Origin of the sequence: Pseudomonas sp. Ga0074129 (assembly GCA_001465025.1) — a bacterium.
Taxonomy (GTDB): Bacteria; Pseudomonadota; Gammaproteobacteria; order Pseudomonadales; family Pseudomonadaceae; genus Aquipseudomonas.
Genome location: LNDO01000117.1, coordinates 1 through 22344 on the forward strand (window position 1 = coordinate 1; position 22344 = coordinate 22344).

Here is a 22344-nt window from a genome sequence, read left to right on the forward strand (position 1 = left end):
TCAGTGGCCGGATGCGCGTGGAATGGGTGGCCGGATCAGCGTGGAATCGGTGGTCAGATGCTCATGGAATGGGTGGCCAGATGACCGTGGAATCCGCATGACTACCCGACAACCAGATCCGGCCATGGGCACTGGGGCGCTCGAACTGGTTGTTTGCCGGGTCGCTACGCAGCGGCAAACGCGCGGCGGCGATCATGAGCCTGATCCAGTCGGCGCGGATGAATGGACATGATCCGTATGCCTATCTCAAGGACGTGCTGACACGACTGCCGACGCAGCGGGCGAGTGAGATCGGCCAACTACTGCCGCATCAGTGGGTACCTGCCTGAATCACGCAAGGTGAGTTCGGCGGACGCTTACGCTGGTTTTGACGCGCACCACGGTTGCCGTGCTTGAGGGTGATCTGGCTGCAGGCATGCAGCGCGATACCGGGCGGTTGGTCGATGAGCTGACCAAGGCTAGTGATGAGGTACGCGGTGGCTTGGACAGTCTTTCGGTTAATACGCAGACGCAACTGGCTCGGGGGCTTTCCGAGCGGTTGGCCATGGAGCAGGCGCAAATCCGTGCGGTGCTTGATAGCAACCTAAAGCGTTCAGCTGATGAGTTGGCGCAGCTCCTGTCGGCTGTGGCCCCCAAGGCAATTTGGGATGCTGATGTGCCTGCGCTGACTGAGTTGGCGCGCGGGGCTCATCGCAATCCGGCTGTTTTGTTTGCGGTATATGTCGATGCGCAGGGCCAGCGCCTTACGCGTCACCTCAATCGGCAGGATGCCCGCGTGCGAGCGCTGATGGCCAAAGGTGAGGGTGACGGCGCGTTGGGTAAGGTACTGCAGGCGGCTGCTGGCGACCCGGGCGTTTACATTGCTGAGGCAGTTATTAGCCCGATGGGTTCTGATATCGGCAAGGTCATTCTGGGGGTTTCCACCGCTTCGGTGGACGAGGAGCTGGCTAAGCTTGATCAGCGATTTGTCAGTCTGATTGACAGCAGTGGTCAACTGGTTTCCGACAGCCTCAGTGGTGCGGCTGCAAGCAGTGCTGATGCACTTGCGGCGCGATTAAGCGTTGCACAAGAAGCCGCTGCTGGCATGGAGCAGAGCAGTCGTGATGTTGTACGGCAGGCGGCTGACAGCTTGCGCTGGAACATCAGTGTGGGTCTGATTGTTGTGGCGCTGGGTATCTTGTTGCTTTTGGCTGTCGTGTTGGGGCGTCGCGTCGTCAGCAAGTTACACACGCTCATTGCCGTATTGAATGACTGGGCCGCCGGGGAGGGTGATTTGACTCGGCGTGTTGAGCTCAATAGTCGTGATGAGATTGGTGATATGGCTGCGGCGGTCAATCGCTTTGTCGCCAAGCTACAGCCAATCGTGCGTGAGGCGGGCGAAGTGGCTTCCATGACCGGTCAAGAAATTGCCAGCCTTGCTGCTCGCAGCGCGGCCGCTGAAGCTGCAGCTGAGCGTCAGCGCAACGAGGTGGCTGGGAGTCTGCAGGCCTTGGCCCAAATGGCGGGGCAGGCGCAGGCTGAAAGTCAGGCCATGCGCGAGGCGTCTCAGCGCGTGAGTTCCATTCGCCAGGCTGCAGATGAGAATGCGCAAATTGCCCAGCGTGTTGGTGCTTCGATAGAGGAGCTGGTGTTGCGAGTCGACACTGGGGCTTCGGTGATTGAGCGCCTGGCCAAACAGAGTGAGCAGATTGAGGTGGTGCTCACCGTTATCCGCTCCATCGCCGAACAGACCAATCTGCTGGCGCTCAATGCGGCGATTGAGGCGGCGCGCGCGGGTGAAAGTGGTCGCGGTTTTGCGGTTGTGGCTGACGAGGTGCGGGCCTTGGCCAGCAAGACTCAGCAGTCGACAGGTGATATTCAGACGCATATCGGTGCCTTGCAGCAGGGGGCGCGTGAGGCCGTTGATGCGATTGGTCAGGCCGGTAGGCAGGCGGATCAAGGGCTGGCCGCGTTGCGTGAAAGTGCGCGGGTGCAGCAGTCGGTGCGCGCTGCGGTGGAGGAGGTGCATGGTGCAATCAATGTGGCTACTGAGGCGGCGGCTCATCAGGCGGAGGGGGCGGATGCCGTTCGCGGGCGGGTAGAGGTTATTCACCTGGAGGCGCAGCGCGCCGCTGAGGCGGTTGCGGCAACAGCCAACAGTGGGCGTGTGCTGGATGGGTTGGCGAAGCGGCTCAAGGCCAGCCTAGGGCAGTTTAAGGTTTAAGGTTTAAGCTTTGGCCTAACCCAATGGGCTGCCGAGGGCATGATGGATGTTTTGCTGACAGATGTCGTCAGGCGGGGGCTGCTTTTCTGTAGGCAATAAAAAACCGAGCTAAGCTCGGTTTTTTTGAATTTGGTGCCCAGGAGAAGACTCGAACTTCCACGATCTTGCGATCACTGATACCTGAAACCAGCGCGTCTACCAATTCCGCCACCTGGGCACTGAAACGAATGATTGCTCATCTGTTCCGTGTTACAACGTCTGCTCGACGCTGTGGGCGCGAACTATACGGTTGGCTTTTTACCTTGTAAAGCCCCGGGTATGAAAAATTATTGTCGTGTAATGCTGACCCCGAGGGCTTTTCGCGCTTCAATAGGCACATGGCAAACCGACTCTATAAAGAAAAGGCGAATTCTCTCTAATGGCCGATTGGCAATCCCTCGATCCTGAGGCCGCTCGTGAAGCGGAAAAATATGAAAACCCCATCCCAAGTCGCGAGCTGATTCTTCAGCATCTGGACGAGCGCGGCTCTCCTGCGGCCCGTGAAGAGCTGGCCGATGAGTTTGGCTTGGTCAGCGATGAGCAGTTGGAAGCTTTGCGTCGTCGCTTGCGTGCGATGGAGCGCGACGGCCAACTGATCTATACCCGGCGTGGCACTTATGCCCCGGTTGATAAGCTTGATCTGATTCTGGGTCGCGTCAGTGGTCACCGTGACGGCTTTGGTTTTCTGGTGCCAGATGACGGTACAGACGACCTATTTTTAAGCCCAGCACAAATGCGTTTGGTGTTTGATGGTGATCGCGCTTTGGCTCGGGTTTCCGGGCTTGACCGCCGTGGTCGTCGCGAAGGCGCCATTGTTGAGGTGATCGCCCGTGCCCACGAAAGCATCGTTGGACGTTACTACGAAGAGAGCGGCGTGGGCTTTGTCGTCGCCGATAACCCGAAGATCCAGCAGGAAGTGCTGGTCACGCCGGGTCGCAATGCGGGTGCCAAGCAGGGTCAGTTTGTTGAAGTGAAGATTACTCACTGGCCAACGCCGCGCTTTCAGCCCCAGGGTGACGTGGTTGAAGTGGTGGGTAACTACATGGCGCCCGGCATGGAAATCGACGTCGCGCTGCGCAGTTATGACATTCCGCATGTCTGGCCTGAAGCCGTGGTCAAAGAAGCGCGAAAGCTCAAGCCGGAAGTCGAAGAGAAGGATAAAGAGAAGCGCATTGATCTGCGCCATCTGCCGTTCGTGACCATCGACGGTGAAGACGCGCGCGATTTCGACGACGCCGTTTATTGCGAGAAGAATGGCAGCAACTGGCGCCTGTTCTCCGGTGGCTGGAAACTCTACGTCGCCATTGCTGACGTATCGCACTACGTCAAGATTGATTCGGCGCTGGATGCCGAAGCGCAAGTTCGCGGCAACTCGGTGTATTTCCCAGAGCGGGTAATCCCGATGCTGCCGGAAGAGTTGTCCAATGGCTTGTGCTCGCTGAACCCGCACGTCGATCGTCTGGCTATGGTTTGCGAGATCAGTATCTCGAAAACCGGCAAGATGACGGATTACCAGTTTTATGAAGCGGTGATCCATTCTCATGCCCGTCTGACCTACAACAAGGTCAGTGCGATGCTTGAACAGCCAAAAGGCAGTGAAGGCAAAGCTCTGCGCGGTGAATACAAAGAAGTGCTGCCGCACCTCAAGCAGCTGTATTCGCTGTATCAGGTGTTGTTGGCGGCGCGCCATGAGCGCGGTGCTATCGATTTTGAAACCCAGGAAACCCGCATCATCTTCGGTGCTGGGCGTAAGATTGCCGAGATTCGCCCGACCCAGCGCAATGATGCGCATAAGTTGATCGAAGAATGCATGTTGGCTGCCAACGTCGCCACAGCGGCCTTCATGCAAAAGCATGAAATTCCGGCGTTGTACCGTGTGCATGATTGCCCGCCGCCGGAGCGTGTGGAGAAGCTTAAAGCGTTCCTTACCGAGCTGGGTTTGTCGCTGCACCGTGGTAAATCCAAGGACGGTCCAACGCCCAAGGATTATCAACTGCTGCTGGAAAGCATCCGTGAACGTCCGGACTATCACTTGATCCAGACCGTGATGCTGCGTTCGCTCAGTCAGGCCGTCTACAGTGCTGACAATCAGGGTCACTTCGGCCTGAACTACGAGGCCTATGCGCACTTCACCTCGCCTATTCGTCGCTACCCGGATCTGCTGATCCATCGCGCCATTCGCAGTGTGATCCGTTCCAAGCTTGAGACGCCGCACGTTAAACGTGCCGGTGCCGCGATCATGCCGCGTGCGCGTATCTATCCCTACGATGATGCGATTCTTGAGCAGTTGGGCGAGCAGTGTTCGATGTCCGAGCGCCGCGCTGATGAAGCAACTCGTGATGTGGTGAACTGGCTTAAGTGCGAGTTTATGAAAGACCGCGTCGGTGAGACGTTCCCGGGCGTGATCACGGCTGTTACGGGCTTTGGCTTGTTTGTCGAGTTGCAAGACATCTATGTCGAAGGGTTGGTGCACGTCACCGCCTTGCCGGGTGATTACTATCACTTCGACCCTGTGCATCACCGCCTGGCGGGCGAGCGCAGTGGGCGTAGTTTCCGCTTGGGCGACAGTGTTGAAGTCAAGGTCATGCGGGTTGATCTGGACGAGCGCAAGATCGATTTCGAGCTGGCTGAAGGTAAGACAGCTATGCCGGCTGGTCAGCGGCGTGGCGGGTTTGAATCGGCTGCTGGTAAAACAGGTCGTCGCAGTGAGCGCGCCGCCCCTGGCAATAGCGATGTTGAAAAGAGCCGTGCGCTGAAGAAGTCGTTGCTCAATGAGTCGAAAGGCAAAGCGGGCAAAGGTGCTGCAGGTAAATCTGATAGCGGGCGAGCGCCGGCGAAAACCGGCAAGCCTGCCGCCAGTCGCAAGAGTCCGGCTGCGGCCGGTGCTGGGGCGCGTAAGCGTAAGGCGAAGTCATGAGTCAGCTGGAAAAAATCTACGGCGTTCACGCTGTTGAGGCCTTGTTGCGCCACCACCCGAAGCGGGTCAAGCAGATCTGGTTGGCTGAAGGGCGAAATGACCCGCGCGTGCAGGTGTTGTTGGCTTTGGCGGCTGATGCGCGCGTGTCGGTTGGTCAGTGCGAGCGGCGTGAAATGGATGCCTGGGTTGAGGGTGTGCATCAGGGCGTCGTGGCGGATGTGAGCCCCAGTCAGGTGTGGGGTGAAGCCATGCTTGATGAGTTGCTGGATCGTACCGAAGGCGCGCCTTTGCTGTTGGTGCTTGACGGTGTGACCGATCCGCACAACCTTGGAGCTTGCCTGCGTACCGCTGATGCCGCGGGTGCGTTGGCCGTGATAGTGCCGAAGGATAAGTCCGCCACCCTCAATGCGACTGTGCGCAAAGTTGCCTGCGGTGCGGCCGAGGTGATTCCGTTGGTGGCGGTGACCAATTTGGCGCGCACGCTGGAGAAGCTCCAGCAGCGCGGGCTATGGGTCGTTGGTACGGCGGGTGAGGCAGAGCAGGAAGTGTACGATCAGGATCTGACCGGGCCGACCGTGCTGATCATGGGGGCTGAAGGCAAAGGCATGCGTCGCCTTACGCGCGAGCATTGCGATTACCTGGTCAAGCTGCCCATGGCGGGCAGCGTCAGCAGTCTTAACGTGTCGGTCGCCACCGGCGTGTGCCTGTTTGAGGCCTTGCGTCAACGGCGCGGAAATACCAAGGCGTAGCCTGGATTAGCCTAAGGCGTAATCCGGGTGGGTCTCGTCCTGCCGGATTACGCTGCGCTAATCCAACCTACGACTGCTCAAATAATCACCAATTCACCTTGCTTGTGCGTGGGCGCTTCACTAGAATGCGGCCCCTTGCCGTAATGGCGGGCGCACTTGCGCCTTTCTGTTTCAGCAAGACAAACAAGTGATATTCACTCCTTGCCTGACCGTATTTTGCGGCAGGCTACAACCCGTAAGGAGCATTTATGCGTCATTACGAAATCATCTTTCTGGTTCACCCGGACCAGAGCGAGCAAGTCGGCGGCATGGTTGAGCGTTACACCAAGCTGATCGAAGAAGACGGCGGCAAAATTCACCGCCTGGAAGATTGGGGTCGTCGTCAGCTGGCTTACGCCATCAACAACGTCCACAAAGCTCACTACGTGATGTTGAACGTTGAGTGCACTGGCAAAGCCCTGGCTGAGCTGGAAGACAACTTCCGTTACAACGATGCTGTGATCCGTAACTTGGTCATCCGTCGCGACGAAGCCGTAACCGATCAGTCCGAAATGCTGAAGGCTGAGGAAAATCGTAGCGAGCGCCGCGAGCGTCGTGATCGTCCTGAAAGCGCTGATTCTGCCGATGGCGATGACAGCGACAACAGCGACAGCGATAACGCTGACGAGTAATCCACGGATCTATTGAGGAGCCACTCTCATGGCACGTTTCTTCCGTCGTCGTAAATTCTGCCGTTTTACTGCAGAAGAAGTGAAAGAGATCGATTTCAAAGATCTCAACACGCTGAAAGCTTACATCTCGGAAACCGGCAAGATCGTTCCTAGCCGTATCACCGGTACTAAGGCTCGTTATCAGCGTCAGCTGGCTACCGCTATCAAGCGCGCCCGCTTCCTGGCCCTGCTGCCTTACACCGACAGCCACGGCCGCTGAGACCGGATAGTCGACAAAAAGTAAGGGATAGATCGCATGCGCGCCTTAGCTGAATTCATTATGCGCGGCCGTATGCAGGCCACTCTTGTAGTGGTGGTTTCTGCGGCCTTGCCGCTGTTGTTCTGGTTAAGTGCTGCCGCTGGAAGCCTTGTGCTTTTGCGGCGTGGTTGGAGTGATGCCGCAGGCATCCTCGCCTGGGCCCTGCTGCCGGCTGTTGGCTGGTGGTATTTCGGTGAACCGCGCGCCCTGTTGGTGTTGCTCGGGGCGCTGGGATTAGCGTTGTTGTTACGCGCTAATTCGTCCTGGAATCGCGTGCTGTTATGCAGCGTGGCATTGGGCTTGGTGTATGGGTTGGTCTTGGGTGCGGTGTTCCGCGAACCCATTGAGGCCATTGCGCTTGAGCTGCAAAAGCTGATGCCGCAAATGCTCGATGGGGTTCACCAACAACTGTCGGTGGATGAGCGAGCGCGCCTGGATAGCCTGATTGCACCGGTACTGACCGGATTGATCGCGGCGTTGTTGCAGATCGTCAGTCTGTTGAGCCTGATTCTTGGGCGCTACTGGCAGGCGCAGTTGTATAACCCGGGTGGTTTTGGCCGCGAGTTTCGCGCGCTGCGCCTCCCAACCCCGCTGGCGATGTTGCTGCTGGTCGGCATGCTGTTGGGGCCCAATCTTGGGCCGCAAATGGCGATGCTGACGCCGCTGTGCAGTGTGCCATTGGCGTTTGCTGGCATCGCCCTGTTGCATGGGTTGGTGGCGCAAGGTCGGATGGCAAAGTTTTGGCTGGTTGGGTTGTACATCACGCTGTTGCTGTTTTTACAGCTGACTTATCCGTTACTGGTGGTTTTGGCCATCGTCGACAGTCTGCTTGATTTTCGTGGTCGTTTTGAGCGCAAACAAGGCTCGGGCCCCGCGAACGGTGAAGGTTAAAAGTTAAGAGGTTATTACCAAATGGAACTGATCCTGCTGGAAAAAGTCGCCAACCTGGGCAACCTGGGCGATAAAGTGAATGTTAAGGCCGGCTACGGTCGTAACTTCCTGCTGCCATTCGGCAAAGCAACTGCTGCAACCCCAGCCAACGTGGCTGCGTTTGAAGCACGTCGCGCTGAATTGGAAAAACTGGCTGCCGATAAGAAAGCTTACGCTGAATCGCGCGCTGCCCAGTTGGCTGAACTGGAAGTCACCATCACCGCTACTGCGGGCGATGAAGGCAAACTGTTTGGCTCTATCGGTACTCACGACATCGCTGAAGCCTTGACCGCCTCTGGCGTTGAAGTGGCTAAAGCTGAAGTGCGTCTGCCGAACGGCACCATTCGCCAAGTTGGCGAATACGACGTAGCCGTGCACCTGCACAGCGACGTTGAAGCAACCGTTAAGGTTGTTGTGGTCGCTGCCTAAGCGAACCGCCAAAGTGGGCTTGCACTTAGGTGCAGGCCCGTTAACATCGGGCACGACATTGCGTAAGCGATGCCGTGCCTTTTGTTTTTCTTACGCATCATTCTTGCCCAGAGCCTTATGAACGAGATCAGCCTGCCCGAACAATACGATCTGCAAACCTCCGCGTTGAAAGTGCCGCCGCACTCGATTGAGGCTGAGCAGGCAGTGTTGGGCGGTTTGATGCTCGATAACAACGCCTGGGAACGGGTGTTGGATCAGGTCTCTGATGGCGATTTTTATCGGCATGATCATCGGCTGATCTTTCGCGCGGTGCACAAACTGGCTGAGCGTAATCAGCCGTTTGACGTTGTAACGCTGTCCGAGCAGTTGGACAAAGAGGGGCAGCTGTCTCAGGTCGGCGGGCTGGCCTACTTGGGCGAGTTGGCCAAAAACACCCCGTCGGTGGCCAACATCAAAGCCTATGCGCAGATCATCCGCGAGCGCGCCACGCTGCGTAAATTGATCGGCATCAGCGTTGAAATTGCCGACAGCGCCTATGCGCCGGAAGGCCGTACGGGCGAAGAGATTCTTGATGAAGCCGAGCGGCTGATCTTTCAGATTGCCGAAGCGCGCCCCAAGACCGGCGGGCCGGTGGGCATCAACGACATTCTGGTGAGGGCCATCGACCGTATCGACGAGTTGTTTAATAACGGCGATGCGATCACGGGCTTGTCGACCGGGTTTTCTGATTTGGACGACCTAACCAGCGGCCTGCAACCGGCGGACTTGATTATCGTGGCGGGTCGTCCGTCCATGGGTAAAACCACGTTCGCGATGAACTTGGTCGAAAACGCGCTGATGCGCAGCGACAAATCGATCCTGGTGTACTCCCTGGAAATGCCCTCGGAATCCATCGTGATTCGTATGCTGGCCTCGTTGGGTCGCATCGATCAGACCAAGGTGCGCGCCGGTCGCCTGGATGATGATGACTGGCCGCGTTTGACCAGCGCCGTCAACCTGCTCAACGACCGTAAGTTGTTTATCGACGATACCGCCGGCATCTCACCCTCAGAAATGCGGGCGCGCTCACGCCGCCTGGCGCGTGAGCACGGCGAGATCGGCTTGATCATGGTCGACTACTTGCAGCTGATGCAGATTCCTGGCTCCAGCGGTGACAGTCGGGTGAACGAGATTTCCGAAATCTCGCGCTCGCTCAAGGCGCTGGCCAAGGAGTTCAACTGCCCGGTCATTGCCCTGTCGCAGCTCAACCGGGGGTTGGAGCAGCGACCTAACAAGCGCCCAATCAACTCGGACTTGCGTGAATCGGGAGCGATCGAGCAGGACGCCGACATCATCATGTTCGTTTACCGCGACGAGGTGTATCACCCGGAGACCGAGTTCAAGGGTGTGGCTGAAATCATCATTGGTAAGCAGCGTAACGGCCCGCTGGGTACGGCGCGTCTGGCCTTTCTCGGTAAGTATTCGCGCTTTGAAAACCTCGCGCCGGGCAGTTATCAGTTCGACGACGAGTAGCGCTGCCAGCGCAAATGCGCGGGGTTAACGCGTCAGATCAATAAAAACGGGCGACCAGTGGTTAAACTGCCCGCTTGTCGCCACCATTGATTTGTCTGCCATTGCTCACAACTACGCTGTGGCTCAACGCTGCGCGCCGGGGCGGCAGGTGTTTGCGGTGGTCAAGGCCAATGCGTATGGGCATGGTGCGCGTGAAGTGGTCACTGCGTTGCATGATGTGGCGGATGGTTTTGCCGTGGCCAGCCTGGAAGAAGCGGCGGAGGTGCGCGCCCTGCATGGCGAGGCGCGCATTTTGCTGCTGCAGGGCTGTTTTGCCGCGCAGGATTACCTGTTTGCCGCACAGCTCGGCCTGGATGTCGTGCTGCACACTGAGGTACAGGCCCAGCAGTTGCTGGCGGCACAATTGGCGCGGCCGCTTAATGTCTGGCTAAAACTCGACAGTGGCATGCATCGGTTAGGCTTTAGCGCCGAAGCACTGCGTGAGTGGCACGCCCGCTTAAACGGCGCGGCACAAGTCGCCGAGTTGAACCTGCTGAGCCATTTTGCCTGCGCCGATGAACGCGGCAGTGAAGTGACCGAACTGCAGTTAGAGCGTTTTCTCGATCTGCTGGATCTGGATTTTGCCCAGCGTTCGCTGGCCAACTCAGCGGCGATTCTGACCATCCCGGCGGCGCATATGGATTGGCTGCGGCCGGGGATCATGCTGTATGGCGCCACGCCTTTTGCTGATCTGAGTGCGGCCGAACTGGGTGTGCGGCCTGCCATGAGCCTGACCGCTCAGTTGATTGCTTGCCGCGATATTGCGTCCGGAGAGGGCGTTGGTTATGGCGGTACATGGCGTGCCGAGCGGGCGTCGCGCATCGGTACGGTGAGCTGTGGTTATGCTGATGGCTATCCGCGACACGCCCCTAGCGGTACGCCGGTGTTGATCAACGGCCAGCGAGTACCCTTGGTGGGCAGGGTGTCGATGGACATGCTGACGGTCGATCTTACTGACATGCCCAGTGCTCGTGAGGGGGACGCGGTGGAGTTGTGGGGGGCGCAACTGCCGGTCGATGAGGTGGCGCAAGCAGCCGGTACCATCGGCTATGAACTGCTCAGCAAGGTTACGGCGCGCGTGCCGCGCCGCTATCGACATGGTTGAGAGGCTGCATCAGAGCAGTCCGCTGGGTACGTTGAGTACATCCAGGTGCAGGCGCGCACTGTCGCTCAGTTCGCCGTCTTCACCGCACATCACCCACCCCGAGCGGCCTCGGCTTTTTACCCGGTAGAGCATTTCGTCGGCGGCCTTGTACAGCGCGGTGAAGGTGCCGGCATGTTGCGGGTAGAGCGCCACGCCAATGCTGATAGTCACGGTTAAGCGTTCTGCACCGTAGAGCACCGGCTTGGCCAGCTCGTCCAGCAGCCGTGCGGCAATATCGCGTGAATGGGCTTCTGCGTCGCTACCACACACCAGTACGGCAAACTCGTCGCCGCCCAGGCGCGCGATGCTATCGCCTGCGCGGACATGCTCGCGCAGGCGCAGGCCAATGTTCTGCAGCATCAGGTCGCCGGCATCATGGCCATGTTTGTCATTGATCGGCTTGAAGTGGTCGAGGTCGATCAGCAGCAAGGCCACCGTTTCAGTGTGACGGCGTGCGTGGGCCAGGGCCGCTTCACAACGCTCTACCAGATAGCGTCGATTGGGCAGTTCGGTCAGTGGGTCATGGAAGGCGGCATGTTGCAGGTCGCGCTCGCGCTCGAGCAGGCGTTCGTTGGTGGCGGCCAACTCGGCGGTGCGCTGCTCCACGGAGCGCTGCAATTCGGCGGCATTGGCATGCGCTTGAGCCAAGCGTGCGCTCTTTTCATGGTCGGCCAGCGTTAGGGCGTCAGCCTTTTCCTGCTTGAGGATTTGAATGCGGTAGGCCAGGGCAAAGGAAAACAGGATGGCTTCGGCGGCAACCGCCAGCGGAAACAGATACGCCGTGGACTCACCGGGCTGTATCACGCCGGCGGCGCGCAGCACCAAAATCACAAAGCTCAACAACACGCTGCCATAGCCGAGCAGGTAGAAAATGGCCGGCACAAAGCCTTGCTTCCAGCGAATGGCCGCGCTGAGCAGCAGGGTGGGTACGGTGACAAGCGGGATCAGGCCGATCAGCACGCTGGTTTCACTGCGGTAGCCGGCCAGATTCAATGCAATCGCCAGCAGGTAGACGGTAATACAGGCACTCAGGATGTGATGGGCGATGCGCAGTGTGGTTCGCGTCGACAGCAGCACTTGGGCAAACCGCAGGATGCCCAGGCTGACCAGAATCGGTAAGGTGACTCGGTCCAGCCACCGGGGTACCGCGTCGTCGGGCCAGAGGTACTGGAAGCCGTGGCCGCTCATGCTGAGAATAAACACCAGCGAGGCGGCCATGGTCAGTACATACCAGAAGTACGCCGGGTCGCGCAGGGCCAGCAAAATAAACAGGTTGTACAGCAGCAGGGCAAGTATGACGCCGTAGATCAGGCCCAAGATCAGGTGTTCGCGTTTGGCCAGTTGTTCCAGATCGTGCAGTTGCCAAATGCGCAGCGGGAAGGAGTTGCCGGCCGGATCGTAGGTGCGCAGGTAAAAGGTCAGCGGTTGCTCCTCCAGCGGCGGCAGGCTGAACACCGCACGGCGATAATCGTGGTCACGGCCTGCGGCAAAGCTGACGCGCTCACCAGCCTGACGCATGTGCCATTGGCTGTTTGCAGTCGGCATAAACAACTGCAAGTCGAGCAAGGTGACCGCGCCCACTTCCAGCCACCAATGGCTGGGCGCCGCCTCACCGCGCTCTAGGCTGACTTTGATCCACCAGGGGTTACGGCTCTGGCCGACGCTGGTGCGTCCGGCGGCCGGCTGAAAGCGCGCCTGCACGGCAGGGTCGGCCAGGTCGGTAATGCTCAGTTGCCCGCCAATGTCTTCGAGCAGCTCAATGCTGCCATTGAGGCTGCTGCCACTGCTTGAAGGGGTCAATACCACGGGAGCCGCCAGCGCATGGCTGCACATAACGCCGATAAACAAGGCTAACGAGTAGATAAGGCGCGGCACGACGCACGTCCTGATTTTGAATGGCTTATGCCACGAGTATAGGCAGTGAGTCAGTCTGTAATCTGCAAGTTGAGGGCAGATGGCCACCTTTTAAGCGCATGATTGACTGATATCAACTTAAGCCGCTGGGCACGCTCAGTACATCCAAGTGCAGGCGGGTGTCGCTGCTTAACTCGCCTTCCTCGCCATACACGGCGAAGCCGGAACGGCCGCGGAGTTTGACCTTGTAGAGCATTTCGTCCGCCGCCTTGTACAGCGTCGAAAAGTTGTTGGCGTGCTTGGGAAACAAGGCCACGCCAATGCTGATGGAGACCGTCAGGCGTTCGGCACCAAACATCACCGGCTTGGCCAGTTCGTCGAGCAGGCGTTCGGCGATTTCACGTGCATGGGGCTCGGCATCCTGGCCGCAGACCAGCACTGCAAACTCGTCGCCACCTAGGCGCGCGACGGTGTCACCGGCACGCACATGTTCACGCAGGCGCCGGGCAATGCTTTGCAGCATCATGTCGCCAGCGGCGTGGCCGTACTTGTCATTGATGGGCTTGAAGTGATCCAGGTCGATCAGCAGCAGGGCTGTGGTTTCATGGTGGCGGCGGGCGTTGGCCAGTGCCGTTTCACAGCGCTCGACCAGGAAACGACGGTTGTGCAGTTCGGTCAGGGGGTCGTGAAAGGCGGCGTGCTGCAGGGCTTGTTCGCGCTCTTTGAGCTGTGCGTTGGCGCTGGCCAGTTCGCTGGTGCGCAGGTTAACCGCGTGTTGCAGTTCATCGGCGCTGCTCTGGATCTGAGTCAGGCGAGCAGTTTTCTCACGGTCAGCCTGCTCCAGCGCTTCGGCTTTTTCCTGTTTCAGTGTTTGGATGCGGTAGGCCAAGGCGAAGGAGAACAGAATGGATTCGGCGGCCACCGACAAGGGAAAGACATAGGCATTCCAGGCGGCCGGTTGCACCAGGCCGGTGGTGCGCATTAAGGCCAGGCTGATGCTGCCAAGAATCAACCCGTAGCCGCACAGGTACAGAAAGGCCGGGAAATAGCCCTGCCGCCAGCGAATCAGCGCTGAGCCGAGGGCGGCCGGAATACTGGTAAGCGATAGCAAGGCAATAATCCACGCCGCTGAATGGCGCTGCCCTAAACCTTCCAGAACCACAGCAATGACATAGCAGACGCAGGCAAACGTCAGCAGGTGGTGTGCCCAGCGCACATAAATGCGGGTTTGCATCAGGCATTGGGTAAATCGGCAGGCGCATAGGCCCCACAGCGATGGCAGCGTGACACGATCCAGCCAGAACGGCACCGGATGATTCGGCCACAGGTACTGGAAGCCATGACCGCTCATGCTGAGGATCATCAGCAAGGCCGCTGCGGTGGTCAACACGTACCAAAAATAGGCCGAGTCGCGCAGGCTGAGGAAGATGAACAGGTTGTACAGCAGCAGCGCGGCGATGATGCCGTAGACCACGCCGAGGACGAGGTTCTCTTCGCTGGCTTGCTGGGTAAGGTCGTCCAGTTGCCAGACTTTCATGGGGAAGGAATTGCCGGCTGGGTCGTAGGTGCGCAGGTAAAACGTCAGGGGTTGCTGCGTCAGTGTTGGCAGCTTGAACAGCATGTGACGAAACGCGCGATCACGGCCTTCTGCGTGACTGACGCGCTCGCCCGATTGGCGCGCCTGCCATGCCCCGTGCTCATCCGGCAGATACAGCCGCAGATCGAGTTGAGTCACGGAGTTGACCTCCAGCCACCAGTCGCTCGGTGCATCGGCGGTGCGTTGCAGGGTGACTTTAATCCACCAGGGATTACGGCTTTGACCAACGCTGGCGCGGCCATTGGCAGGCTGGAAGCGGCTTTGAATGGCCGGGTCGGCCATGTCTGCAATGCTCAGTTGCGCGCTGTGGTCTTCGAGCAACTCAATGTAAGGATTGAGCGGCAAACCACTGCTTTCGGCGGTCAATTGCACGGCAGACAGCGCCGGGCTGCTGATCAACAGCAGGCCCAGCATCAGCATGTACGCGAAGGCTTGGCGCAGTAGCACATGAACTCCCTGTCTCGGCTCTCGGGCGCCGATGTTGTGGCCCGAGTATAGCCGCTAGCCACTACCCTTTAGCTAGCGCAAAACACGCAAATTATCCGACTGCAGAGGTCGGGTTTGGTTAAATTTTGTGCTATATTCCGCGCCCGCGATTTTCCATCCCTGTTCGCCTACACCGGTCACTTTCCATGTCCATGCAAACCGCCAAGCCGTTATTCGATTATCCAAAGTATTGGGCCGAGTGTTTCGGGCCTGCGCCTTTCCTGCCGATGAGTCGGGAAGAGATGGATCAGCTTGGCTGGGACAGCTGCGACATCATCATCGTGACCGGCGATGCCTACGTGGATCATCCGTCGTTCGGCATGGCGATCATCGGCCGGCTGCTGGAGTCGCAAGGCTTTCGCGTCGGCATCATCGCCCAGCCCAACTGGCAGTCGAAAGACGACTTTATGAAGCTCGGCGAGCCGAACCTGTTCTTCGGCGTCGCGGCCGGCAACATGGACTCGATGATCAACCGCTACACCGCCGACAAGAAAATCCGCTCGGACGACGCCTACACCCCCGGCGGCTTGGCCGGTAAGCGCCCGGACCGTGCCAGCCTGGTGTACAGCCAGCGCTGCAAAGAAGCCTATAAACACGTGCCGATTGTCCTCGGCGGTATCGAAGCCTCCCTGCGCCGCATTGCCCATTACGACTACTGGCAGGACCGTGTGCGTAATTCGATCCTGATCGACGCCAGCGCCGACATTCTGCTGTACGGCAACGCCGAGCGCGCCATCGTCGAAGTCGCCCAGCGCCTGTCCTATGGCCACAAGATTGAAGACATCACCGACGTGCGCGGCACCGCGTTTATTCGCCGCGATACGCCGCAGGGCTGGTACGAGGTGGACTCCACGCGTATCGACCGGCCGGGCAAGGTCGACAAGATCATCAACCCCTATGTGAACACTCAGGACACCGAAGCCTGCGCCATCGAGCAGAGCAAAGGGCCGCTGGAAGACCCGAACGAGCCGAAGGTCGTGCAACTGCTCGCCAGCCCGCGCATGACTCGCGACAAAACGGTGATCCGCCTACCGTCCATGGAAAAGGTGCGCAATGACCCAGTGTTGTACGCCCACGCCAACCGCGTGCTGCACCTGGAAACCAACCCGGGCAACGCCCGCGCGCTGGTGCAGAAGCATGGCGACGTGGATGTGTGGTTCAACCCGCCGCCCATTCCCATGACCACCGAAGAAATGGACTACGTGTTCGGCATGCCCTATGCGCGTGTGCCGCACCCGGTGTATGGCAAGGAGAAAATCCCGGCCTACGACATGATCCGTTTCTCGGTGAATATCATGCGTGGCTGTTTTGGCGGCTGCACCTTCTGCTCGATCACCGAGCACGAAGGCCGCATCATCCAGAACCGTTCGGAAGAGTCGATCATCCGCGAGATCGAAGAGATCCGCGACAAGGTGCCAGGCTTTACCGGGGTGATTTCTGACCTCGGCGGGCCGACCGCAAACATGTACCGCATCGCCTGCAAGAGCCCGGAAATTGAATCCGCGTGCCGCAAGCCGTCCTGCGTGTTCCCCGGCATCTGCCCGAACCTTAACACCGACCACTCGGCTTTGATTCAGCTCTATCGCAGCGCTCGCGCATTGCCAGGTGTGAAGAAGATTCTGATTGCATCCGGCCTACGCTACGACCTCGCGGTTGAGTCACCGGAATATGTGAAGGAGTTGGTCACCCACCACGTCGGTGGCTACCTGAAGATTGCCCCGGAGCACACCGAGGAAGGCCCGCTGAATCAGATGATGAAGCCGGGCATTGGCAGCTACGACAAGTTCAAGCGCATGTTCGAGAAGTACTCGAAAGAGGCGGGCAAAGAGCAGTACTTGATTCCGTACTTTATCGCTGCGCACCCCGGCACCACCGACGAAGACATGATGAACCTCGCGCTGTGGCTCAAGGGCAATGGCTTCCGTGCCGACCAGGTGCAGGCCTTCTACCCCTCGCCGATGGCCACGGCCACGGCCATGTACCACTCGGGTAAGAATCCGCTGCGCAAGATCAGCTACAAAAGCGACGGCGTGACCATCGTCAAGAGCGAGGAGCAACGCCGGCTGCACAAGGCGTTCCTGCGTTATCACGACCCGAAAGGCTGGCCAATGCTGCGCGAAGCGCTGACCCGCATGGGGCGCGCCGACCTGATCGGGCCGGGCAAGAACCAGCTTATTCCGCTGCATCAGCCAGCGACCGACAGCTACCAGAGCGCACGCCGGAAGAACTCGACGCCAGCCGGTAGCCACAAAGTCGCCAAGGACACCACCAAGAGCAAGCCAATGCTCACCCAGCACACCGGCCTACCGCCGCGTGATACTGGCGCAGCAGGTGGCAACCCTTGGGACAAGCGCGAACAGGCCAAAGCGGCCGCGCAGGCGCGTAACCAGCAGGCGGCCAAAGAGCGTTCCGACGCGGCCAAGGGTAAAGGCAAGAAGCCGCCGAAGAAGCCGGTTGTGCCGCGCTGATTGTGCGGGAATAAAAAACGCCAGCGCTAAGCTGGCGTTTTTTATGGTGGAGGCAGGGGCTGCTAATTAGCTGCGTAGAGTGGATGACGCCTTCTCATCCACTATCACTGTAGGATGGGTTAGTCGCGTAGCGGCGTAACCCATCGAGTGGTCTGTGGCGTGTTGATGGGTATCGCTTTGCTCAACCCATCCTACGGCTGTTCCGTTGTAGCCCGGATGCAATCCGGGAGCTATTAGACCTTATCCCCGGATTTCATCCGGGCTACAGATTAACCGTAGCGCTTCTGCGCCTCGATGGCCAAGCCGCTACCGATGCTGCCGAAGGTGTTGCCTTCCACATGCCGGGCGTTTGGCAGCATGGCAGCGACGCTCTGGCGCAGCGCCGGGATGCCGCTGGAACCGCCGGTAAAGAACACTGTATCGACCTGCGCCACGCTTACGCCGGCATCGCCGAGCAGTTGCGTGACGCTGGCGCGCACGCGCTCCAGCAGCGGCTCGATGGCACCTTCAAACAGTGTCCGGGTCAGCTCGGCGACTAGGCCGTCTTCCAGTCTGCTTAGGTCGATGGGCCGGGCATCCTGCTCGGTGAGGGCGATCTTGCTGTCTTCCACCTGCATGGCCAGCCAGTGGCCGTCGCGCCGTTCGATCAGCTTGAACAGGCGATCAATGCCGGTCGGGTCGACGATGTCGTAGCGCATACTCTGTAACTGGCGCTGCGACTGCGCCGAGTACACTGCGTTGATGGTGTGCCAGGTGGCTAGGTTCAGGTGCGTGCTGGTGGGCATCGGCGCATCGCTTTTCATTCGGCTGCCGTAGCCGAACAATGGCATCACCCCAGCCAGCGAGAGTTGCTTGTCGAAGTCGGTGCCGCCGATATGCACGCCGCCGGTGGCGAGGATGTCGCTGTGCCGGTCGGCGATCTGGCGGCGCTCGGGCGCCAGGCGCACCAGCGAGAAGTCTGAGGTGCCACCGCCGATATCGACGATCAATACCAGCTCTTCGCGCTCAATGCCGGACTCATAGTCGAAGGCCGCCGCAATCGGCTCGTACTGGAACGACACGTCCTTGAAGCCAAGCTTGTGCGCCACGGCCACCAGGGTGTTTTGTGCCTCCAGGTCAGCCACCGGGTCGTCATCGACGAAGAACACCGGGCGGCCCAGTACCACTTCCTCGAAGGGCCGGCCGGCAGTGGCTTCGGCGCGGTTTTTCAGTTCGCCGATAAAAAAGCCGAGCAGGTCTTTAAACGGCAGGGCGCTGCCCAACACCGTGGTTTCGCTTTTCAGCAATTTGCTGCCCAGCAGGCTTTTCAGCGAGCGCATCAGGCGGCCTTCATAACCTTCCAGGTATTCCTGCAGAGCCAGACGGCCGTAGACCGGGCGGCGTTCTTCGAGGTTGAAGAAGACCACTGATGGCAGGGTGATCTTGCCGTCTTCCAGCGGGATCAGCGTCTCGGCGTCGGGGCGCAGCCAGCCGACGGTGGAGTTGGAGGTGCCAAAATCGATGCCGCAGGCGCGGGCGGGCGTAGAAAGAGTCATGCGGCGCGCTGTTCCTGAACAATTACCGGGAGTTTTTCAGCGTGCCTGTGACCATTGTCTAGGGGTGGCAGGGCAAGCCAGAAAAACGGCCGCGCATTCTATGCGAGAGTGCCGCGCCATGCTGCCCTATTTATCGGCCTATCGTTTGTGCCCTGCGGATTTACAGGCTGTCTGCATCGGTACGGTTCTTTTTCCATTGCGTCCACTCGAACCCCAGCACGACCAGTAACGAGAGCGCGAACGGTAACAACAAATAGAAGCAGCGGAAGACAATCAAAGCAGCCAGTACATCAGCTTTTGGTACTTCGGGTAGGGCGGCGATAAAGGTCACTTCAAGCACACCAAGGCCGCCCGGCGCGTGAGAAAGCAACGCCAACGAGAATGACGCGAGGAAGACGCCGAATACCACCACGTATCCGGGATTGTGTTCCGCAGGCAGCGCAAAATAGATAATTGCTGCCGCACACGCCAACTCCAGCGGTCCGGCCAGTAACTGCCGGCCCACAATATTCAGTCGCGGGTATTCAAGGTGCAATTTGCCCCAGCGCCAGGGTTTGAATTGCCGCCAGGAACCGAGCACATAGAGTGCCACCAGCATCAACATGAGCAGGCCAATGACCTCTGAAACCAGCGGCGTTACCTCGGCCAAGCGGTGAATCAGGTTAGGCTCCAGCAGCAAAATAATGCCGCTGGCCAGCACGGTACCCAAGGCAAACGTAAATGAGCAAAAGACAATCAAAATGCCAATTTCTTGAGGCGTGAGGCCCTTGCTGCGGTAAGCCCTGTAGCGCACCAGCGCGCCTGAAAAAACGGACGCGCCAATGTTGTGCGCCAATGCGTAGGTGGTGAAGGAGCACAGGCTTATAAACCGCCAAGAGATCGTCTTGCCGAGGTGTGCGAGAGCAATTCGGTCGTACCAGGCCAGGGCGATATAAGCCCCGAGGGTCGCCCCGATGGCTAATAACCACCGTGCTTGCGGAATTGCGCGCAAGCTGTCGGCAATTTCGCTCAGTGAAATGTTACGCACCTGGTGATAAAGCAGGTAACACGACAACAGCACTGCAACGAGCCCCACAAGGGTCCAGATCAGATCGCTTTTTTTCATAGAGGCTGCCGTTCCACTGATATTGGTCCTCGCTCGTTGACAGGCATCGCGCAAAGTCGTGCGAAGGCTGCGGAGTATCGCGAAGGCGCGGCCGATGCTCAACCTTGGCGTGTTCGGCTAGGGTGAAGAAGTGTTTCTACGAGAGTCCAACCCAGCCCACTGTCAGGGTGGCCAATAAGGCATATCGAGCGGTTTTAGCCAAGGCCACAATCAGCAGAAACACCCATAGGCGCTCACGCATGATGCCGGCAACCAAGGTCAAAGGGTCGCCGATAATCGGCACCCAACTGAGCAGCAACGACCAGCGGCCGTAGCGGGCACGGGGAACCAGCGCCGCTGGCGAAAGTGTTCAAGGTAACGGCCGAGCAGCCAATTGATCACGGAACCGAGCACATTGCCGGCGATGGCCACCACCAGCAGCGCCCAAGGCGAGTACGCTTGGCTGAGTAACAGCGCCACTAGCACGCCTTCCGACTGCAGGGGCAGCAGCGTGGCCGCGCCCAGGGCGGAGAGGAACAGCCCGAGGTAAGCCGAGAGGGTCAGCATGGGTTATGCCTGATCTGGCTGGCGGTTGGTCCAGCCAATGCCATTCAGGAGGTTTTATCCTGTTCGGGATTGGCCATCACCTCTTCCAGCTTGAGGCCGGTAAGGCCGTGGATGGTGCGCCACAGGTAGTAGAAGATGTCGGGTAGCTGAGCAGGTTCATGCGGCCCAGTTCTGCGTTGAAGGCTTCACTGCCGGCTGGGCTTACGACAATCCACTTGGCCAGGATGTAGTTCATCGCCGAAGAGAAAAAGAACGTACTGCTCAGCCAGTAAGTGGCCCTGAGCAGGCGCGTTTCAAATTGCTGGGTGTTGCCCGCTTGCTCTAGGCGCTCGTGGATTTTGTCGACGTTCAACACGTTTTTGTTAAACAGCAGGGTGCGAATCAGTGGGTAGCGGGTGTAAGTCGACACCAGCACGGCGATGCCAATCACGCATGGGATCGCCGCTTCTTTAATCGCCAGCCACTGGTTATCCAACTTAAGCAGACCAATGCCGCCGGTAAGCAGCACGCTGATCAGGCCAAGCAGGGCGATAAAGTTGAATTTGCGGTATTTGATTAGCTCAAAGCTGCCCCAGAGCAGAGGGAACGACAGTGCCAAGAGCAGCGCGCCGTCTGCGCCTAAATCGCTTTCACCACTGAGTTTCATCAGAATCAGCGAGGGGATAATCAGGCTCACCAGCAAATCGACCATTGGGCGGGGCTTGTGAGTGGCGTGAGGCGTGCGTGTGGTGTCGTTCATATCATTCTGGCTGCGCAAAAGAGGCGTGATGATCGCCTGACTAGGCCGTGGCTGCCAGCCCGGCTAGCGTTTGGAGTGTGAAAAAGTGTGAGGCCGCCGTGTCGTGTCGGTTTGTGTGGTGGGTGCTTTGCCCATGCGAAACCGCTCGCTGCGTTGCTGCGTCTTAACGGCGTCGTTATTAAGCCTGTGATCGGTGTGCTGGCTGTCTGCCGCGTATTGAGTCGGGCGGATTATGTTCCATGCCAGCATTGGCGGCACGTTGAGGCAATTTTTCAGGTCTGAGCTAGGCTGATTTCACGGCTTGGAGAATGGATCTTGCTAAAACGAAGTTGCCTGCTCGGTTGTTGGCTTGTTTGCTGGATGGCAGGGTTGGTCAGGGCGGAGTTGCACCTGATCACAGAAGAGGCGCCGCCCACCAGCTATAGCCACAATGGCGAACTGCATGGTTTTGCAGTTGAAGTAGTGCGCGCGCTGATTGAGCGTACGGGCGATTCTTCGCAGATTGAATTGATGCCTTGGACGCGCGGCTACAACTTGGCTCAGCAGCGGCCCGATACAGCGATTTTCTCCACCGTTCGTACGCCTGAGCGAGAGGCGCGTTTCCAATGGGTCGGCCCAATCCTCATTGGCACCACGCGGTTCTATTCATTGAAGTCGCGCAATCTGCGTTTCGATACGCTGCAAGACGCCGCTGCCAGCGGGCCCTTAGCGGTGCCCAAGCAGTGGTACACCTTCGAAACCCTTGAATCACATGGTTTTAAAAACCTCTACGGTGTGCCGAGTTCGAAAAATATGGTGACCATGCTCAAACATGGTCGAGTGAAGTTAATTGCCACGGAAGACCTGACTCTGGATGCAGAGTTGGCCCGCGGCGGGTTGCGTGCTGAGGACGTGCAAGCCCATTTACCCTTGATGCGCTCGGCGTATTACATCGCTTTTTCCCTGCAGACCGATGCCGCCGTGATCGAGCGCTGGCAAGAGGCCCTGCGCGGTATGCATCAAGACGGCAGTTTTGCCGAAGTCTTTCAACGCTGGATGCCTCACGCCGATTTGCCGGCGCCCCCTCAATAGCGCTATATCCCC

At 58.8% G+C, this 22344-nt stretch carries 14 protein-coding genes, 1 tRNA gene and 4 pseudogenes; 12 read left to right on the plus strand and 7 right to left on the minus strand.

The features are described from left to right. Nucleotides 1-107 precede the first annotated feature (107 nt). A pseudogene (locus tag AUK77_RS18350) lies at nucleotides 108-329 on the plus strand (transposase domain-containing protein); the annotation flags it as partial. 14 nt (nucleotides 330-343) lie between these two features. Then, a pseudogene (locus tag AUK77_RS18355) lies at nucleotides 344-2203 on the plus strand (methyl-accepting chemotaxis protein); the annotation flags it as partial. A 130-nt stretch (nucleotides 2204-2333) separates the two neighbouring features. On the opposite strand, the gene AUK77_RS18360 reads toward AUK77_RS18355, so the two are convergent. Beyond that, nucleotides 2334-2420 (minus strand) — tRNA-Leu (locus AUK77_RS18360). Between the two features lie 201 nt (nucleotides 2421-2621). Here AUK77_RS18360 and rnr point away from each other — a divergent pair. From rnr to alr, 8 genes are all read left to right on the plus strand, one after another. Continuing rightward, complete coding sequence (gene rnr, locus AUK77_RS18365; protein ID WP_296132699.1) at nucleotides 2622-5159, plus strand: ribonuclease R; 2538 nt, start codon at nucleotides 2622-2624, stop codon at nucleotides 5157-5159. Then, nucleotides 5156-5908, plus strand: coding sequence for a 23S rRNA (guanosine(2251)-2'-O)-methyltransferase RlmB (gene rlmB / locus AUK77_RS18370; protein ID WP_296132701.1), 753 nt, complete (start codon nucleotides 5156-5158; stop codon nucleotides 5906-5908). Before rnr ends, rlmB begins: the two co-directional genes overlap by 4 nt. 248 nt (nucleotides 5909-6156) lie before the next feature. Next, entirely contained in the window at nucleotides 6157-6579 is a 423-nt protein-coding gene (rpsF, locus tag AUK77_RS18375; protein WP_069519638.1) for a 30S ribosomal protein S6, read from the plus strand. 28 nt (nucleotides 6580-6607) lie between these two features. Beyond that, the gene (rpsR, locus tag AUK77_RS18380; protein ID WP_069519637.1) at nucleotides 6608-6838 is read left to right on the plus strand and encodes a 30S ribosomal protein S18; all 231 of its coding nucleotides are present in this window, start codon (nucleotides 6608-6610) and stop codon (nucleotides 6836-6838) included. A 36-nt stretch (nucleotides 6839-6874) separates the two neighbouring features. Beyond that, nucleotides 6875-7768: a hypothetical protein gene (locus tag AUK77_RS18385; protein WP_296132703.1), complete on the plus strand. Its 894-nt coding sequence runs from the start codon at nucleotides 6875-6877 to the stop codon at nucleotides 7766-7768. Nucleotides 7769-7789: 21 nt separating this feature from the next. Then, complete coding sequence (gene rplI, locus AUK77_RS18390) at nucleotides 7790-8236, plus strand: 50S ribosomal protein L9 (protein ID WP_296132706.1); 447 nt, start codon at nucleotides 7790-7792, stop codon at nucleotides 8234-8236. A gap of 117 nt (nucleotides 8237-8353) precedes the next feature. Then, entirely contained in the window at nucleotides 8354-9748 is a 1395-nt protein-coding gene (dnaB, locus tag AUK77_RS18395) for a replicative DNA helicase (RefSeq protein WP_296132707.1), read from the plus strand. Between the two features lie 40 nt (nucleotides 9749-9788). Next, entirely contained in the window at nucleotides 9789-10892 is a 1104-nt protein-coding gene (gene alr, locus AUK77_RS18400) for an alanine racemase (protein WP_296132743.1), read from the plus strand. Nucleotides 10893-10901: 9 nt separating this feature from the next. Here the strand turns inward: alr and AUK77_RS18405 are convergent, their stop codons facing one another. Together AUK77_RS18405 and AUK77_RS18410 are read right to left on the minus strand one after the other, a co-directional pair. Then, on the minus strand, nucleotides 10902-12806 hold the full coding sequence (locus AUK77_RS18405; RefSeq protein ID WP_296132709.1) for a diguanylate cyclase: 1905 nt from the start codon (nucleotides 12804-12806) through the stop codon (nucleotides 10902-10904). Nucleotides 12807-12918: 112 nt separating this feature from the next. Further along, nucleotides 12919-14829, minus strand: a complete 1911-nt coding sequence (locus tag AUK77_RS18410) for a diguanylate cyclase (RefSeq protein WP_296132711.1) — start codon at nucleotides 14827-14829, stop codon at nucleotides 12919-12921. 191 nt (nucleotides 14830-15020) lie between these two features. Between AUK77_RS18410 and AUK77_RS18415 the strand changes: the two genes are divergently transcribed. Further along, the gene (locus tag AUK77_RS18415) at nucleotides 15021-17336 is read left to right on the plus strand and encodes a YgiQ family radical SAM protein (protein WP_296132744.1); all 2316 of its coding nucleotides are present in this window, start codon (nucleotides 15021-15023) and stop codon (nucleotides 17334-17336) included. Between the two features lie 269 nt (nucleotides 17337-17605). On the opposite strand, the gene AUK77_RS18420 is transcribed toward AUK77_RS18415, so the two are convergent. From AUK77_RS18420 to AUK77_RS18435, 4 genes and pseudogenes are all read right to left on the minus strand, one after another. Then, nucleotides 17606-18871, minus strand: coding sequence for an Hsp70 family protein (locus AUK77_RS18420; RefSeq protein WP_296132713.1), 1266 nt, complete (start codon nucleotides 18869-18871; stop codon nucleotides 17606-17608). Between the two features lie 160 nt (nucleotides 18872-19031). Beyond that, entirely contained in the window at nucleotides 19032-19976 is a 945-nt protein-coding gene (locus tag AUK77_RS18425; protein ID WP_296132715.1) for a YbhN family protein, read from the minus strand. A 136-nt stretch (nucleotides 19977-20112) separates the two neighbouring features. Next, nucleotides 20113-20522 (minus strand): annotated as a pseudogene (locus AUK77_RS18430) (YqaA family protein). A 44-nt stretch (nucleotides 20523-20566) separates the two neighbouring features. Then, nucleotides 20567-21261, minus strand: a pseudogene (locus tag AUK77_RS18435) (VC0807 family protein). Nucleotides 21262-21621: 360 nt separating this feature from the next. Between AUK77_RS18435 and AUK77_RS18440 the strand changes: the two are divergent. Then, the gene (locus AUK77_RS18440; RefSeq protein WP_296132717.1) at nucleotides 21622-22332 is read left to right on the plus strand and encodes an ABC transporter substrate-binding protein; all 711 of its coding nucleotides are present in this window, start codon (nucleotides 21622-21624) and stop codon (nucleotides 22330-22332) included. Nucleotides 22333-22344 lie beyond the last annotated feature (12 nt).